We start from the raw sequence: 12,481 nt of genomic DNA on the forward strand, positions 1-12,481 counted from the left end.
TTACCGTCGAAGTTTAACGACAAGCAGAGAATATGTTTAGTTTCCTTAAAAGAAAATCAAAAACACCCGTGTCAGACGGCTCTATCGCTGAAGATAACGCTGTTGAGAATTCGCAAGAATTATCTCCTGCTACTGAAGCAGAAGAGGAAAAAACAGATAACGTATCGCAACCCGGTTTTTTTAGTCGTCTGAAACAGGGCTTAAGTCGAACCAGTAGCAAACTCACTGAAGGCTTTGCGAGCTTAATTTTAGGCCGGAAAAACATTGATGATGACCTGCTGGAAGAGCTTGAAACACAACTTTTAACAGCCGATCTTGGTGTTGAGGCAACGACCCGAATCATTAGTGATTTAACACAACGTGTCGCCCGCAAACAATTAAGCGATGTTGAAGCCTTATTTGCTGCTATGCGAGAGGATATGATTTCTATCCTCGAACCGAGTAGCCAGCCACTGGAAATACCAGAAAAAACTGATGGGCCATACGTAATTTTAATGGTAGGGATAAACGGTGTAGGTAAAACCACTACAATCGGTAAACTTGCCAAACAATTCCAACAGCAAGGTAAAAAAGTCATGCTGGCAGCGGGTGATACCTTCCGTGCTGCCGCTGTAGAACAATTACAAGTCTGGGGTGAACGTAACAATATCCCTGTTATCGCACAAAAAACCGGTGCTGATTCGGCTTCTGTGATTTTTGACGGACTACAAGCCGCTAAAGCCAGAAACATGGATATTCTGATTGCTGATACAGCTGGTCGTCTTCATACCCAATCCAACTTAATGGAAGAATTAAAGAAAGTGAAACGTGTTATGGGTAAAGTGGATGAAACAGCGCCTCATGAAGTCATGCTTGTACTGGATGCAGGTACTGGACAAAACGCGCTTCAGCAGGCACAACAATTTCAACAATCTGTGGGTGTTTCAGGTATCACACTAACCAAACTAGATGGCACCGCTAAAGGCGGTATTATTTTTGCCATTGCCAACAAAACGAAGCTACCTATTCGCTATATCGGTGTGGGTGAAAAAATTGATGATCTGCGTCCGTTTAACGCCACTGATTTTGTTGATGCTTTGTTGGGAAAAGAAGAGATTAAATGATCCGTTTTACTGACGTTTATAAACGTTATACCAATCAATACGAAGCTTTATCTGGCCTGAGTTTTGAACTAGAGAAAGGAGAAATGGCTTTTCTCACCGGTCATTCAGGTGCCGGCAAAAGTACGTTATTAAAACTTATCGCTCTGATTGAACGCAGTACTCATGGCCAAGTCTGGGTAAATAATCAAAATCTCACTCGTCTGCCAAAGTGGAAAGTCCCGTATTACCGTCGCAAAATTGGCTTGGTCTTCCAGGATCATAATCTGCTCCATGACCGAACCGTTTTTGATAATGTCGCACTGCCATTGATTATAGCTGGTGAAAATCATCGGGAGATTGGACGTCGAGTGAGAGCAGCTTTAGATAAAGTGAATTTACTCGGTAAAGAACGAAATCTGCCTATTGCCTTATCTGGCGGTGAGCAACAACGTGTTGGTATTGCCCGTGCGGTTGTTAACAGACCTCCGGTGCTACTTGCAGATGAACCTACCGGTAATTTAGATCCTGAGTTATCAAGAGAAATCATGCATCTCTTCGAACAATTCAATCAGGTTGGTGTAACGGTATTCATAGCAAGCCATGATCACGAACTGATCAGCACTATGCCCTATCGCCAACTCACGTTACACCAAGGACGTCTTGCCTGACATGTTGTCATTCAATTTACCTAATTATTTTCTAAGACACTTACAGGTCATGCTCTACAGTTTGGGGCAGCTCTCCAGAACGCCTGTCGCCAGTGTTATGACAGTTTTAGTTATAGGCATTGCGCTGGCACTTCCAGCCGGCTTATATGTATTACTGAAAAATGTGGAACAAGTGGCTGGTCAATGGGATGATGCCAGTCAAATTTCTTTATTTCTGAAACCCTCTACAAATGATGCAAGAGGTAAGCAACTTGCTGAGCAATTGCTTGCTTGGCCCGACATAAGTGCTGTTGATTACCACTCAGCTAAGCAGTCTTTGCAGGAGTTTCGAGAACTATCAGGACTAAATGAGATTTTAGATAGTCTGCCCACTAATCCCTTACCACCGGTCATTATTATCAAACCAGTTGAAACAGAGCATGAAGAAGCCATTCAGGGTTTACTTGAGCGTTTACAAAACATGCAGGAAGTTGATCTGGCCCAGCTTGATATGGCCTGGTTGAAACGCTTAAAAACCATTAATCAAACGGGCGAACGTGGCATTACCATTCTTGCCATCCTGTTGTCTTTGAGTGTTCTGTTAGTCATCGGCAATACAATTCGTTTAGCCATTCTTAACAGGCAAACAGAAATACGCGTCATAAAACTGGTGGGTGGCACTAACGCTTTTGTCAGAAGACCTTTTTTATATACGGGATTTTGGTATGGTCTGTTTGGTGGTACCATTGCATGGTTCACTTTATTGATAGCCCTGCTGGCCATTAATGGACCTATTTCTAGATTAACAGCCCTTTATGATAGTCAGTTTTCACTCCAGTGGATGCTTGGACAAATGTTCCTGTCTCTTCCGCTTTTTGGGCTTGTTTTAGGCGTCTTGGGAGCATGGTTAGCAGTGGGACGTCACTTATATGATATTGAACCCACCTAGTAGCAAATATAGGAACTTTTTCTAAAAATAAGCTTCTTATAGTTGATATTAATCCTTTAGTGTTATGATTGAGGCAATGACTCTCAGGAGACAAGAACAGATGACAATGAATGTAGCTCAATATGATATGGCTTTAGCACCTATTGGTAATTTAGATGCTTATACCAGTCTTGTGCATACCATTCCTGTATTAACTGAGGAAGAAGAATACGACTTGGCGCATCGCCTGCAAAATGAAGGTGATCTTAAAGCCGCCCAAAGGCTGGTCTTATCTCACCTGCGCTTTGTTGTTCGTATTGCCAAAGGATACAGTGGTTACGGACTACCCGTTGCTGACTTGATTCAAGAAGGCAATATCGGTCTGATGAAAGCGGTGAAACGATTTAACCCAGAAAAAGGGGTTCGCTTGGTTTCGTTTGCAGTTCACTGGATTCGCGCTGAAATCCATGAATATGTGATTCGTAACTGGCGTATTGTAAAAATCGCTACAACTAAAGCTCAACGTAAATTATTTTTTAATCTACGCAGTGCTAAAACACGACTTGGCTGGTTAAATAAAGAAGAAGTTGAAGCCGTCGCAGAAGACTTAGGCGTGACAGCAGATAATGTGATGGAGATGGAGCGTAGATTAGCTCAACCAGATACATCTTTTGATTTACCTAGCGATGCCGATGATGATGAAAATCATTACTCGCCTATTGCCTATCTTGCCGCTAATGATAATTCAGATCCTTCTAATCAATTAGAAGATGATAATTACACTGACTATCAACAGCAAAAGTTATCAAACGCACTAGCGACATTAGATGAGCGCAGCCGAGATATCATTATGCAACGTTGGTTAAATGAAGATAACAAAGCGACATTGCATACTCTTGCTGATCAGTATCAGGTTTCAGCTGAACGTATTCGTCAGATTGAAAATAATGCGATGAAAAAACTAAAACATCTTATGGTGTAAAAACAAAAAAGCCCGCGAAAGCGGGCTTTTTTATGTCATTCGATAATGCTTTTATCTTTCAAGTAGAGGTGTTTTATTAGATTTACCATCCCACTCTTCTGCATCTGGAAGTGCATCTTTCTTTTCAGAAATGACAGGCCATACACGAGATAATTCTTCGTTGATTTGCAAAAACTCCATTTGCTCATCAGGTAAGTCATCTTCAGAGAAAATAGCTTCTGCCGGACACTCTGGTTCACAAAGTGTGCAATCGATACACTCATCAGGATCGATAACTAAGAAATTAGGACCTTCGTGAAAACAATCTACTGGGCAGACATCAACACAATCAGTATATTTACATTTAATACAGTTTTCTGTGACAACAAAGGTCATGGTGAATTCTCCAAAATCACGAGTTGATACAGGACCGACCTGTCAAAATAAAAATGTAATTCTACATGATTTCGCCTTATTCTGGGCAAGGTTCGATTTTAGGGTATGATCCTGATTGAAGAAAATTAACGAAAAAACATTAGTAATTTTAAGGGACACCGCACAATGCGAAAAATAATATTACTCCTGATATTTGGACTCATTTTCTTGGTGAGCGCTGCTTTTGCCGCATATAACATGAGCGATGTTACAGTGAATTATTATTTCGGCGAATTAACAATCCCTCTATCAGTCCTGGTCGCAATGTCCATGCTCGCCGGTGTCATCATAGGCGCTGTTATCTTGTTATTCAGTACAATGAAACTACGCTATGAAAACCGCAGACTGCAATCTAAACTCTCAGTTTCCGAGCAAGAAATTAACAGTTTACGAATATTACCGATTAAAGACGCACATTAATCAATGCTTGGTTGGCTATTCTTCTTATTACCAGTTGCAGCCCTTTCTGGCTGGATAATGGCACGTCGTCATTACAAACGTCGCTATCGTCCACAAGAACCTTCTTTCAGTCCTGACTATTTCAAGGGCCTGAATTACTTATTAAATGAACAACCTGATAAAGCCATTGATGTATTTATTGGCCTACTGGAAGTCAATAGCGAAACTGTTGAAACTCACTTGGCACTAGCGAATCTATTCCGCAGACGCGGTGAAAGTGATCGCGCTATCAGGATTCACCAGAACTTAATCGCCAGACCATCACTGAGTGCACAACAACGACGTCAGGCCCTGGTTGAGTTGGGCTTAGATTATATGAGTGCCGGGGTATTAGACAGAGCCGAAGTATTATTTCTGGAGTTACTTCAACAACCAGGCACTCCGCCTGAAGCACCTAAACAATTATTACGTATTTATCAGCAAGAAAAGAAATGGCAGCAAGCCATCGATATGGCAAAACAAATCCCTGCTAATGATAAAGCTAATACACGAGCACTCATTGCCCAGTTTTATTGTGAGCTGGCAGATTCGGTTATAGAAAAAGATCAACACCAGGCTTTGAATTTATTACGCAGTGCCCATCATTATGATGCTAACTGTGTCAGGGCTAGCCTGTTGGAAGGCCGCATATTAATTAAGATTGGACAATATCGTAAAGCTATTCGTGTATTGCAACATATCGAAAAACAGAATCATTCTTTTCTACCCGAAGCATTGCCTCTACTGTATACCTGCTTTGATAACACAGATAATTTGGATGACTTTAAAGACTGGTTAGAGTCGCTATTAACAAGATATCCTCATCTGACTTCCGCACGCTTAATGCTGACAAAACTCGTTGAACAAAAACAAGGGACAGAAGCTGCCCAACGCTTTTTATATCAGCAGCTACATCAGCACCCTTCAGTGGAAGGCCTACATCAACTTATCATGTTAGGTGAAGACAACCATCAAACCTTAATACCACTCATAAAAGATGTGACTACCACATTGATTCATAAAGGTGACCGTTATACCTGCAAAAATTGTGGTTTTTCAGGTCGTACCATGCACTGGTTATGTCCAGGCTGTTCACAATGGGCCACAATTAGGCCGATTGAAATTCACTTATCCGCATTAGAAAAACTATTGGAACCCTCTCGATGAGCACAATCACTATTTTGCATAACCCGCGTTGCAGCAAATCCAGACAAACCCTTAGCTTACTTGAAGAAAAAGGTATTACTCCTGAGATCATAAAATATTTGGATACCCCTCCAAGCTTTGATGAATTGAAAGCGATTATTGATAAGCTTGGTATCAGTCCAAGAGACTTATTGCGAAAAGGTGAAGAAGAATATAAAACGCTTAATTTGAAAAATGACTCATTAAGTGATGATGAACTGATAAAAGCCATGGCCAGTCATCCTAAACTTATTGAAAGACCGATCGTTATCCATGGCAAGCAAGCAAAAATTGGCCGTCCACCAGAGTCAATTTTAGACATTATCTAAGTTATCATGACAAAAATTCTTATTCTTTATTACAGCCGGACAGGCCATGTAAAAGCCATGGCTGAGCAGATCGCACGAGGTGTTGGGTCAGTCACAGGCTGTGAAGCCATCGTTAGAACAGTTCCATCTATATCCACAGTGTGTGAAGCTACTCAAGATACCATTCCAAATGAAGGACATCTTTATGTGAGCCATGAAGATCTTGAACAATGTGCAGGACTGGTTTTAGGGAGTCCGACACGGTTTGGAAATATGGCCGCCCCGCTTAAATACTTTATCGACTCAACAAGCGATAGCTGGCTTTCAGGTGTTTTATCAGGAAAACCAGCGGCGGTTTTTACCTCAACAGGCAGCTTGCATGGAGGACAGGAATCCACTTTATTGTCGATGATGTTACCGCTATTTCATCATGGCATGTTGTTAATGGGACTTCCCTATAGTGAACCTGAATTAATGACAACAAAAAGTGGTGGTACACCTTATGGAGCAAGTCATTTAGCCGGACCAGATAATAAACAAAATCTTGATGGCGACGAGATAAACTTATGTAAAGCAATAGGTCGACGGATCGCAAATACAGCAAAGAAATTACATGAATCTTGAGAAATTATTCAGAGCACTGACGTTAATCAGCTTTTTTGGTTTAATGCTCACGCTGCTGGCTTGGATATTTATTGCACCACACGCAGAGAATTTTCCTATCGCAGCAATGCTAATTCTTGGCCTGGTCCCATTATTGTTTCCTATGCGTGGCTTGCTTTATGGTCGTCCATATACACATGCATGGACAAGCTTTCTAATGCTGTTTTACTTCAGTCACGCTGTAGGAGAACTGTACAGTGCACCAGCTGTTTCAATTTACCCTCTGCTAGCTTTAATTTGCAGTAGTGTTTGTTTTTGTTCTACTATCATCTATGTCAAAGCTAACGCAAAAAACAAAAAAGCGACGTCAGTCACAAACTAGTTAGTTGAAAAATGGTATAAAGTCACCATAACTGGAGAGATTTTATGAGTAGCATTTCTGCTTTTCAATCAGGTGTAGCAGGTATTCAAAGTGGCATGTACGGTGCAGCACAAAGTAGCGCCAAAATTGCTTCAGCGGATTCTGGCTCTAGCGAACAGTTAACCAAAGCGTTGGTTGAATTGGATGCGAATGCAAGACAAGTTGAAGCTTCTGCTAAAGTCGTTAAAGCCAGTAATGAAATGGTAGGCAGTATCTTAGATATAAAAGTGTAAGTATCAACTAACATAAAATTTATGAGGAGGCTCCCGTAACTCCTCTTAGCCTGTTAAACTGCTCTCTCGTTTCACAAACCGAACATCCTTTTGAACAATCCAACTTTTTCACCGTTATCGCATACTGCTATTGTCAGCGCTATGGAACCAAAGACAGTTAATACACTTTCTGAGGTCATCATTCTGCCTGAAGTGACATCGACCAATGATATTCTCTGGCAACGATTTAGTCAGGGACAATTAGGACCAGCAGCCTGTATTGCTGAAACGCAAACTGCTGGACGAGGTCGTCGGGGTGATGTCTGGCAATCACCTGCAGTGGGAAATTTATATCTTTCCCTATTTTGGCCTCACTGCGCAGAACAAGCCCGACATGGACTCAGCATTGCCGTCGGCATCAGTTTAATAAATACACTCAAGCAGTCTGGAATCAATCAGTTAGCGCTGAAATGGCCTAATGATGTATTACATAAAAGACAAAAGCTTGCTGGAATTCTTGTAGAATCAAGATTCAATACTAGGCAATATACTGTTGTGGGCATCGGCCTTAACTTCAAGCTTCCAGAAGCCACACAAACATTAATTCAACAACCATCTACCAGCCTCGAGCAGCTTTGTGACCCAGTCCCCTGTCGTAACTGGCTGGCAGGAAAAATACTTCAGAACATGATAGAAACAATAGAACTGTTTGAACATCGGGGTCTTACTGACTTTCTTCCACTCTGGCCTCAGTATGATGCCTTACATGAGCAGGCTATTACATTGATAGATGGTGCTCAAAAATCTACAGCGATAGCCTGTGGTATTAATGATCAGGGCGAATTACGTTATTTACAAAACAATGAAATAAAACTGTTGTCCAATAGTCATATCAGCATTAGGTTTACCTCATGAAATTACTGGTAGATATAGGCAATAGTCGAGTTAAATGGGCCATTATGGATAATGGTGGCCTTAGTGATAGCCAAAGTTTTGACCGAAACAAATCCGGCATAAAAGCATCACTGAATAAGGCATGGAAAACATTAATTGAGATTGAAGCCATCTATGTGGCCAATGTCGCTGGTGAAAAAATAGCCGAACAACTCAGTGAATGGACACAAAAGCAGTGGAATCTAACCCCCAAGTTTATTCAGGCTGAGAAAAAACATTTTGGTGTTATCAATGCTTACGATGAGCCGGAAAAGTTGGGTGTAGACCGCTGGCTATCACTTATTTCAGCCAGACAGCATGCGCGTCTCGCTCAATGTATTATTGATTGTGGTACCGCAATCACCGTTGATATTGTCACAAAAACAGGACAACATCAGGGTGGCATGATTATTCCTGGCATCAGTATTATGAAAAGTAGCTTGGTCAATAATACCGATGCACTCACTGCTGATACCGACAATCAAGAGTTTAAAACTTTAGCAACTAATACCTATAGTGCCATCCATACAGGCACACTGTATGCGGTAACTGCCACTATAGAACGTATCATCAGCGATCTAAAAGAAAACTTTAACAATCGAATTCGTTTTATCATCACAGGTGGCGATGCAGATGCATTACTGCCTTTACTGTCTGATGATGTACATCACTATCCTGATATTGTGCTTAGAGGCCTCGCCTTTTATGCCAGACAGGATAAAACAAAAACATCAGCAAGAAAGAAAACAAAGCCTAAACAAAACGAAGCTTCTCCTGATGTCGAAGAGTCTGCTGCCAATACAGAGAATGAAACTGCGCCACCAGTAAAAGAAAACGCACAGAAAGACACTCAACCAGTGACTGACAACTCAACGGAAGATAAGCCGAAACCCGCGCGTAAACCACGTAAAACAAGAGCAACAAAACCAAAAGTAGCAGCAAAGACAGAAACAGAAGCGTCGGATCCATCATTGCCAGAAGAAGCAATCTAAGGTAATCTTTCGCACCCTTAAGGAGAACTGGCCGAGTGGTTGAAGGCGCACGCCTGGAAAGTGTGTATAGGTTAATAGCCTATCGAGGGTTCGAATCCCTCGTTCTCCGCCATTTCAAAAACCATCTTATTTTTCAATAAGTTACCAGCCTAAAAATTCATCTTTGTTACCAGTTTTGTTACCAGAAAAATTCTTGCTAAGAAACCTGAGTGGGAATACTTTTGCGGATAAAGTAAGTTCATTCGTTATCTCGACTCAAATATGAATGGAGTGCGCATGGAAGAGAAAACACTTAAGCTAACCTATCCCCTCGGCACTCATAGCCCAACAATAAATGATATTGAAAATATTATTCATGAAAATCTGAAGGACTTCCATGTACTTCTGTGGCTCTTCATCGATGAAAATGATGCAAGAACAACATTATTAGAAGATTCTGTTCAAGTTGAACATGTGACCTTGCCAGCTAACTCTGATGAAGGCTCATTCGACTTACAATTCGAGTCCGAGTTTTACGCTGGTTGTAAGGACATGAACTCAACTGATGAACACGAAACGACAGTAGAGTTTTTTATTGAAAATGGGCAATTGATCATTGATATGCTATTGCCGCCTAAGTGGGGTGCCAGTGACGTTTACTAAACCTGTACCTTTACCCTCTGAACTGTCGAAACTGAAACACCCAACTGAGCCGCTGTCTTCCTGATTGAAGTCCCTCCAGCAAGCAGTTCTTGGATTTTCTCACGATCAACCTGTTGCGGTCTCCCTTTGTACTTGCCAGCTTCCTTAGCCTTCTGAATGCCCTCTCTCTGGCGCTCCAACAGCATCGAACGCTCAAACTGATAGACAGCCCCAAGTACTCCCAATAACAGCTCCTGCATGGCGTTCTGTTCGCCTGTGAAGGTTAAGCTCTCCTTGTGGAACTTAATGCTCACACCTTTCCCGTTCAGCAGCTTCACCAAGCTGATCAAGTCTTCAAGATTACGAGCCATCCGAGAAATGTCGTGGACATGAACTTCATCGCCTTTCCTGACGTACTTTAGCAGGGCTTGGAGTTGTGGCCTGTTGGTATCTTTACCCGAACACTTGTCTTCAAAGAGTTCATCCAGTTCAACCCCGTCAAGTTGACGCTCTGAGTTCTGGTCTACTGTCGACACCCTGATATATCCAATACGTTTCATACCTTCACCTGTATTCATTTAAGTCTTAGATGTCGACACATTACTGTGGTCATATTTAAAAGTCAACTTAAAAGAACACGGTTTTCGTATTCATCTTGGGTGTAGTCACAGGGTGTAGTCATAAAGGTACCTTAAGAATGCGACCAGATGAAATGCTCATGCTATGCTTGGACAATCTGACAATCTCAATTACAGGAGGAAGCATGGAAAGCAAAGTTTGGAAGGATAAGCTGTTTGGTATCGGGGTGATGCTCTTGATAATCGGATCATTAGCCTACAGCGCTTTAGTTTTCTTTCTTGGTTACGTAGGGATTGCAGAAGGTCTGGGCCGATGGTGGGCCCTTGGCGCATTGTTTTTGGCGATATTCTTACGTTTTGTGGCTCCGATTGTAGTAGGTGCTATATTTGGTGCTATGCACTTATGGGACTGGCATTGGGCGGCGGCTGTTGTTCTGGTAATGCCAGGGATAGTTTTAGTAATACCCGCTATTTTAGCTGGTGCACTAGATAGCTTACGTAAAGCATTCCAGCGAACTCCAACTTAGCAATGCTGCGCTATGTTTTTCTGAGAACAACTTCGCCAGAGTAAATCATGGGCCAAACTAACTCATGGTGTTTCATGTTTTTTATTGCTTGAAATGCTCTGCTGGTAGTCACTGACAGCTATCCACCACCTCAACTATTTCAAGACAGCAACTCATACGATGATGTAAGTGTTGCACTGTCTCACGCCGTGTGATCTCCTGTGTGCCTTCACTAACCAACGTAAGGGAAACACAATGGAGATATTCAGTATCAAGCGCTTGTTCGGCTTTGGTCTTTTCGTGGAGCTTCTAGAGACAAAGGCTTCAGACTTCATCATTGAGACCACCAGCACTGACCATGACCGTGAGGTCTGGCTCTTTGGTCGTCTTCACCTCGTCATCAGTAACGAGAAAGCTTACAGCCTGTCCTGACAGAGAAACTAAACGAATACCCCCGTACCCCCCTTGGTCTTTTCTGTAATGGACTGGGGCGGCACGGGGGACTGAAGCCCTTGCCCTCGTAGGGGTATGCCCTCGAAAATGTGTCAGGAAAAAATCACCGGACTCTGTCCCAGTGGGACAAACTGAAGATAATCTCCTTGTCCCTCAGCGGCATGGTAGGGAAGGGACAACTGAAGACCAACTCAAGTCACCTCTAAAGTTTTGCTGCAGTTGGCTTGAGAGTGTCTTCAGTCAATCTTCCGTGTTACTTAAAAATCACTATCACCATCAACATCATCAAACTCATCTCTGAAGTCATGCCTGAGCCATTCCGCCAGTCCTTTGTAAAGATGGGGTGAATACTTCTCTAGTGCTCTGGCGAATAACTCAGGCTGTCTCTGAGGCTTATTGCCAAAGGTTTTCTGTAGACCTTTAGCCCACGTTATGACCTGACGATCTTCCCACTCTTCATCATGGTCTCGCTTGACTCCAATGCTGAGGACTTCCTTCCAAGTCAAACCATCAACTTCATCAAGCCACTGTTCGCCATATTTCTGAACCAGCTCTTCACGTTTGGCCTTCATTCTGCTGACCGAAGACTTACCGACTTTACAGATAGAGCCTATCTCACGCACGGTCATCTCGTTGTCGATGGTCACGATGTGCCAAGCCTTGGTGAGTTTATCTTCCTTGCCCATGGCTAGCTTATCTTTGGCGTTCAGCCTGATTGATTCAAGGTGCGCTTCCCGAAGGCTTCCACGGAAGGTCAATACGGGGATTACCCCTGTGCCCTTACCTTGAGCCTGAAGCCTGTTGTGCGCTTCTACTCTGTGATGACCATCTAATACCAGAAATCTCTTACCAGACCACCAGATAACCACAGGATCAAGCTCATGGTTTTTTTCGTGCATGATTGCTTCCATCAAAGCCTGAATGTGGCGCTCTGAAGCAAATTCATCACCAATTGCCCGTGGCTGGAAGACTGAAGTCATAAACTCAAGGCGGCTCACAGGGTAACGGTTTGGGCGGTGGGGTAATGGTTTTGGTGGGAACGCTGTCCCAGTTGCTAGCTCCTCTTCAAGTTGGCGGTAACCGTCTTGAAATGAGGCTGTCTCTTGTGTTGCAGACATGTGTTTTACCTTCGTTGATTACAAGTGAGAACGGGAGTGTTCTCCGAAGGTGCGTGGTAA

18 protein-coding genes and 1 tRNA gene are annotated in these 12,481 nt (G+C 42.6%); 16 read left to right on the forward strand and 3 right to left on the reverse strand.

Annotation, left to right across the window (positions count from 1 at the left end; translation table 11 throughout):
- Positions 1-32: 32 nt before the first annotated feature.
- The 4 genes from ftsY to rpoH all read left to right on the forward strand — a co-directional run bounded on the left by ftsY (position 33) and on the right by rpoH (position 3,639).
- Positions 33-1,103: a signal recognition particle-docking protein FtsY gene (gene ftsY / locus BM232_RS02070; protein WP_091711535.1), complete on the forward strand. Its 1,071-nt coding sequence runs from the start codon at positions 33-35 to the stop codon at positions 1,101-1,103.
- Positions 1,100-1,750: a cell division ATP-binding protein FtsE gene (ftsE, locus tag BM232_RS02075; RefSeq protein WP_007145797.1), complete on the forward strand. Its 651-nt coding sequence runs from the start codon at positions 1,100-1,102 to the stop codon at positions 1,748-1,750. Before ftsY ends, ftsE begins: the two co-directional genes overlap by 4 nt.
- Position 1,751: 1 nt before the next feature.
- Entirely contained in the window at positions 1,752-2,678 is a 927-nt protein-coding gene (ftsX, locus tag BM232_RS02080; protein ID WP_091711536.1) for a permease-like cell division protein FtsX, read from the forward strand.
- A gap of 100 nt (positions 2,679-2,778) precedes the next feature.
- On the forward strand, positions 2,779-3,639 hold the full coding sequence (rpoH, locus tag BM232_RS02085) for an RNA polymerase sigma factor RpoH (RefSeq protein ID WP_091711537.1): 861 nt from the start codon (positions 2,779-2,781) through the stop codon (positions 3,637-3,639).
- A gap of 51 nt (positions 3,640-3,690) precedes the next feature.
- On the opposite strand, the gene fdxA is transcribed toward rpoH, so the two are convergent.
- On the reverse strand, positions 3,691-4,014 hold the full coding sequence (fdxA, locus tag BM232_RS02090; RefSeq protein ID WP_007145800.1) for a ferredoxin FdxA: 324 nt from the start codon (positions 4,012-4,014) through the stop codon (positions 3,691-3,693).
- A 165-nt stretch (positions 4,015-4,179) separates the two neighbouring features.
- Here fdxA and BM232_RS02095 point away from each other — a divergent pair, with 165 nt between their 5' ends.
- The 10 genes from BM232_RS02095 (at position 4,180) to BM232_RS02140 (ending at position 9,787) form a co-directional block, all read left to right on the forward strand.
- Positions 4,180-4,473 carry a LapA family protein gene (locus BM232_RS02095; RefSeq protein WP_091711538.1) on the forward strand — a complete coding sequence of 98 codons (294 nt, stop codon included), beginning with the start codon at positions 4,180-4,182 and terminating at the stop codon, positions 4,471-4,473.
- 3 nt (positions 4,474-4,476) lie between these two features.
- On the forward strand, positions 4,477-5,658 hold the full coding sequence (gene lapB, locus BM232_RS02100) for a lipopolysaccharide assembly protein LapB (RefSeq protein WP_091711539.1): 1,182 nt from the start codon (positions 4,477-4,479) through the stop codon (positions 5,656-5,658).
- A complete protein-coding gene (gene arsC, locus BM232_RS02105) occupies positions 5,655-6,005 on the forward strand; it encodes an arsenate reductase (glutaredoxin) (RefSeq protein ID WP_091711540.1) in 351 nt (116 codons plus the stop codon). The genes lapB and arsC overlap by 4 nt, the downstream gene beginning before the upstream one ends.
- 6 nt (positions 6,006-6,011) lie before the next feature.
- The gene (gene wrbA, locus BM232_RS02110; RefSeq protein WP_091711541.1) at positions 6,012-6,608 is read left to right on the forward strand and encodes an NAD(P)H:quinone oxidoreductase; all 597 of its coding nucleotides are present in this window, start codon (positions 6,012-6,014) and stop codon (positions 6,606-6,608) included.
- Positions 6,598-6,969: a DUF2069 domain-containing protein gene (locus BM232_RS02115; protein ID WP_091711542.1), complete on the forward strand. Its 372-nt coding sequence runs from the start codon at positions 6,598-6,600 to the stop codon at positions 6,967-6,969. The genes wrbA and BM232_RS02115 overlap by 11 nt, the downstream gene beginning before the upstream one ends.
- Positions 6,970-7,013: 44 nt before the next feature.
- Complete coding sequence (locus tag BM232_RS02120) at positions 7,014-7,241, forward strand: hypothetical protein (protein ID WP_091711543.1); 228 nt, start codon at positions 7,014-7,016, stop codon at positions 7,239-7,241.
- A 141-nt stretch (positions 7,242-7,382) separates the two neighbouring features.
- Positions 7,383-8,135, forward strand: coding sequence for a biotin--[acetyl-CoA-carboxylase] ligase (locus tag BM232_RS02125; RefSeq protein ID WP_245752795.1), 753 nt, complete (start codon positions 7,383-7,385; stop codon positions 8,133-8,135).
- On the forward strand, positions 8,132-9,145 hold the full coding sequence (locus BM232_RS02130; protein ID WP_091711545.1) for a type III pantothenate kinase: 1,014 nt from the start codon (positions 8,132-8,134) through the stop codon (positions 9,143-9,145). Before BM232_RS02125 ends, BM232_RS02130 begins: the two co-directional genes overlap by 4 nt.
- A gap of 21 nt (positions 9,146-9,166) precedes the next feature.
- Positions 9,167-9,257, forward strand: a tRNA-Ser gene (locus BM232_RS02135).
- Between the two features lie 164 nt (positions 9,258-9,421).
- Positions 9,422-9,787 carry a hypothetical protein gene (locus BM232_RS02140; protein WP_091711546.1) on the forward strand — a complete coding sequence of 122 codons (366 nt, stop codon included), beginning with the start codon at positions 9,422-9,424 and terminating at the stop codon, positions 9,785-9,787.
- On the opposite strand, the gene BM232_RS02145 is transcribed toward BM232_RS02140, so the two are convergent.
- Complete coding sequence (locus BM232_RS02145) at positions 9,784-10,326, reverse strand: recombinase family protein (RefSeq protein ID WP_091711547.1); 543 nt, start codon at positions 10,324-10,326, stop codon at positions 9,784-9,786. The two genes, BM232_RS02140 and BM232_RS02145, sit on opposite strands and share 4 nt — an antisense overlap.
- A 203-nt stretch (positions 10,327-10,529) precedes the next feature.
- Here BM232_RS02145 and BM232_RS02150 point away from each other — a divergent pair, with 203 nt between their 5' ends.
- Positions 10,530-10,871, forward strand: coding sequence for a hypothetical protein (locus BM232_RS02150; protein ID WP_091711548.1), 342 nt, complete (start codon positions 10,530-10,532; stop codon positions 10,869-10,871).
- A 234-nt stretch (positions 10,872-11,105) separates the two neighbouring features.
- Complete coding sequence (locus tag BM232_RS14860; protein WP_177207235.1) at positions 11,106-11,282, forward strand: hypothetical protein; 177 nt, start codon at positions 11,106-11,108, stop codon at positions 11,280-11,282.
- A gap of 278 nt (positions 11,283-11,560) precedes the next feature.
- Here the strand turns inward: BM232_RS14860 and BM232_RS02155 are convergent, their stop codons facing one another.
- Entirely contained in the window at positions 11,561-12,421 is an 861-nt protein-coding gene (locus tag BM232_RS02155; RefSeq protein ID WP_091711549.1) for a ParB N-terminal domain-containing protein, read from the reverse strand.
- Between the last annotated feature and the right edge of the window lie 60 nt (positions 12,422-12,481).

It is taken from the genome of Methylophaga sulfidovorans, assembly GCF_900114205.1.
GTDB lineage: Bacteria > Pseudomonadota > Gammaproteobacteria > Nitrosococcales > Methylophagaceae > Methylophaga > Methylophaga sulfidovorans.

Bases quoted from the DNA above. Each gene is read 5' to 3' on its own strand.
- BM232_RS14860 (WP_177207235.1), top strand. From the start codon at position 11,106: ATGGAGATATTCAGTATCAAGCGCTTGTTCGGCTTTGGTCTTTTCGTG.
- ftsE (WP_007145797.1), top strand. From the start codon at position 1,100: ATGATCCGTTTTACTGACGTTTATAAACGTTATACCAATCAATACGAA.
- BM232_RS02095 (WP_091711538.1), top strand. From the start codon at position 4,180: ATGCGAAAAATAATATTACTCCTGATATTTGGACTCATTTTCTTGGTG.
- ftsY (WP_091711535.1), top strand. From the start codon at position 33: ATGTTTAGTTTCCTTAAAAGAAAATCAAAAACACCCGTGTCAGACGGC.
- fdxA (WP_007145800.1), bottom strand. From the start codon at position 4,014: ATGACCTTTGTTGTCACAGAAAACTGTATTAAATGTAAATATACTGAT.
- BM232_RS02115 (WP_091711542.1), top strand. From the start codon at position 6,598: ATGAATCTTGAGAAATTATTCAGAGCACTGACGTTAATCAGCTTTTTT.
- ftsX (WP_091711536.1), top strand. From the start codon at position 1,752: ATGTTGTCATTCAATTTACCTAATTATTTTCTAAGACACTTACAGGTC.
- arsC (WP_091711540.1), top strand. From the start codon at position 5,655: ATGAGCACAATCACTATTTTGCATAACCCGCGTTGCAGCAAATCCAGA.
- lapB (WP_091711539.1), top strand. From the start codon at position 4,477: ATGCTTGGTTGGCTATTCTTCTTATTACCAGTTGCAGCCCTTTCTGGC.
- BM232_RS02120 (WP_091711543.1), top strand. From the start codon at position 7,014: ATGAGTAGCATTTCTGCTTTTCAATCAGGTGTAGCAGGTATTCAAAGT.
- rpoH (WP_091711537.1), top strand. From the start codon at position 2,779: ATGACAATGAATGTAGCTCAATATGATATGGCTTTAGCACCTATTGGT.
- BM232_RS02125 (WP_245752795.1), top strand. From the start codon at position 7,383: ATGGAACCAAAGACAGTTAATACACTTTCTGAGGTCATCATTCTGCCT.
- BM232_RS02140 (WP_091711546.1), top strand. From the start codon at position 9,422: ATGGAAGAGAAAACACTTAAGCTAACCTATCCCCTCGGCACTCATAGC.
- wrbA (WP_091711541.1), top strand. From the start codon at position 6,012: ATGACAAAAATTCTTATTCTTTATTACAGCCGGACAGGCCATGTAAAA.
- BM232_RS02130 (WP_091711545.1), top strand. From the start codon at position 8,132: ATGAAATTACTGGTAGATATAGGCAATAGTCGAGTTAAATGGGCCATT.
- BM232_RS02150 (WP_091711548.1), top strand. From the start codon at position 10,530: ATGGAAAGCAAAGTTTGGAAGGATAAGCTGTTTGGTATCGGGGTGATG.
- BM232_RS02155 (WP_091711549.1), bottom strand. From the start codon at position 12,421: ATGTCTGCAACACAAGAGACAGCCTCATTTCAAGACGGTTACCGCCAA.
- BM232_RS02145 (WP_091711547.1), bottom strand. From the start codon at position 10,326: ATGAAACGTATTGGATATATCAGGGTGTCGACAGTAGACCAGAACTCA.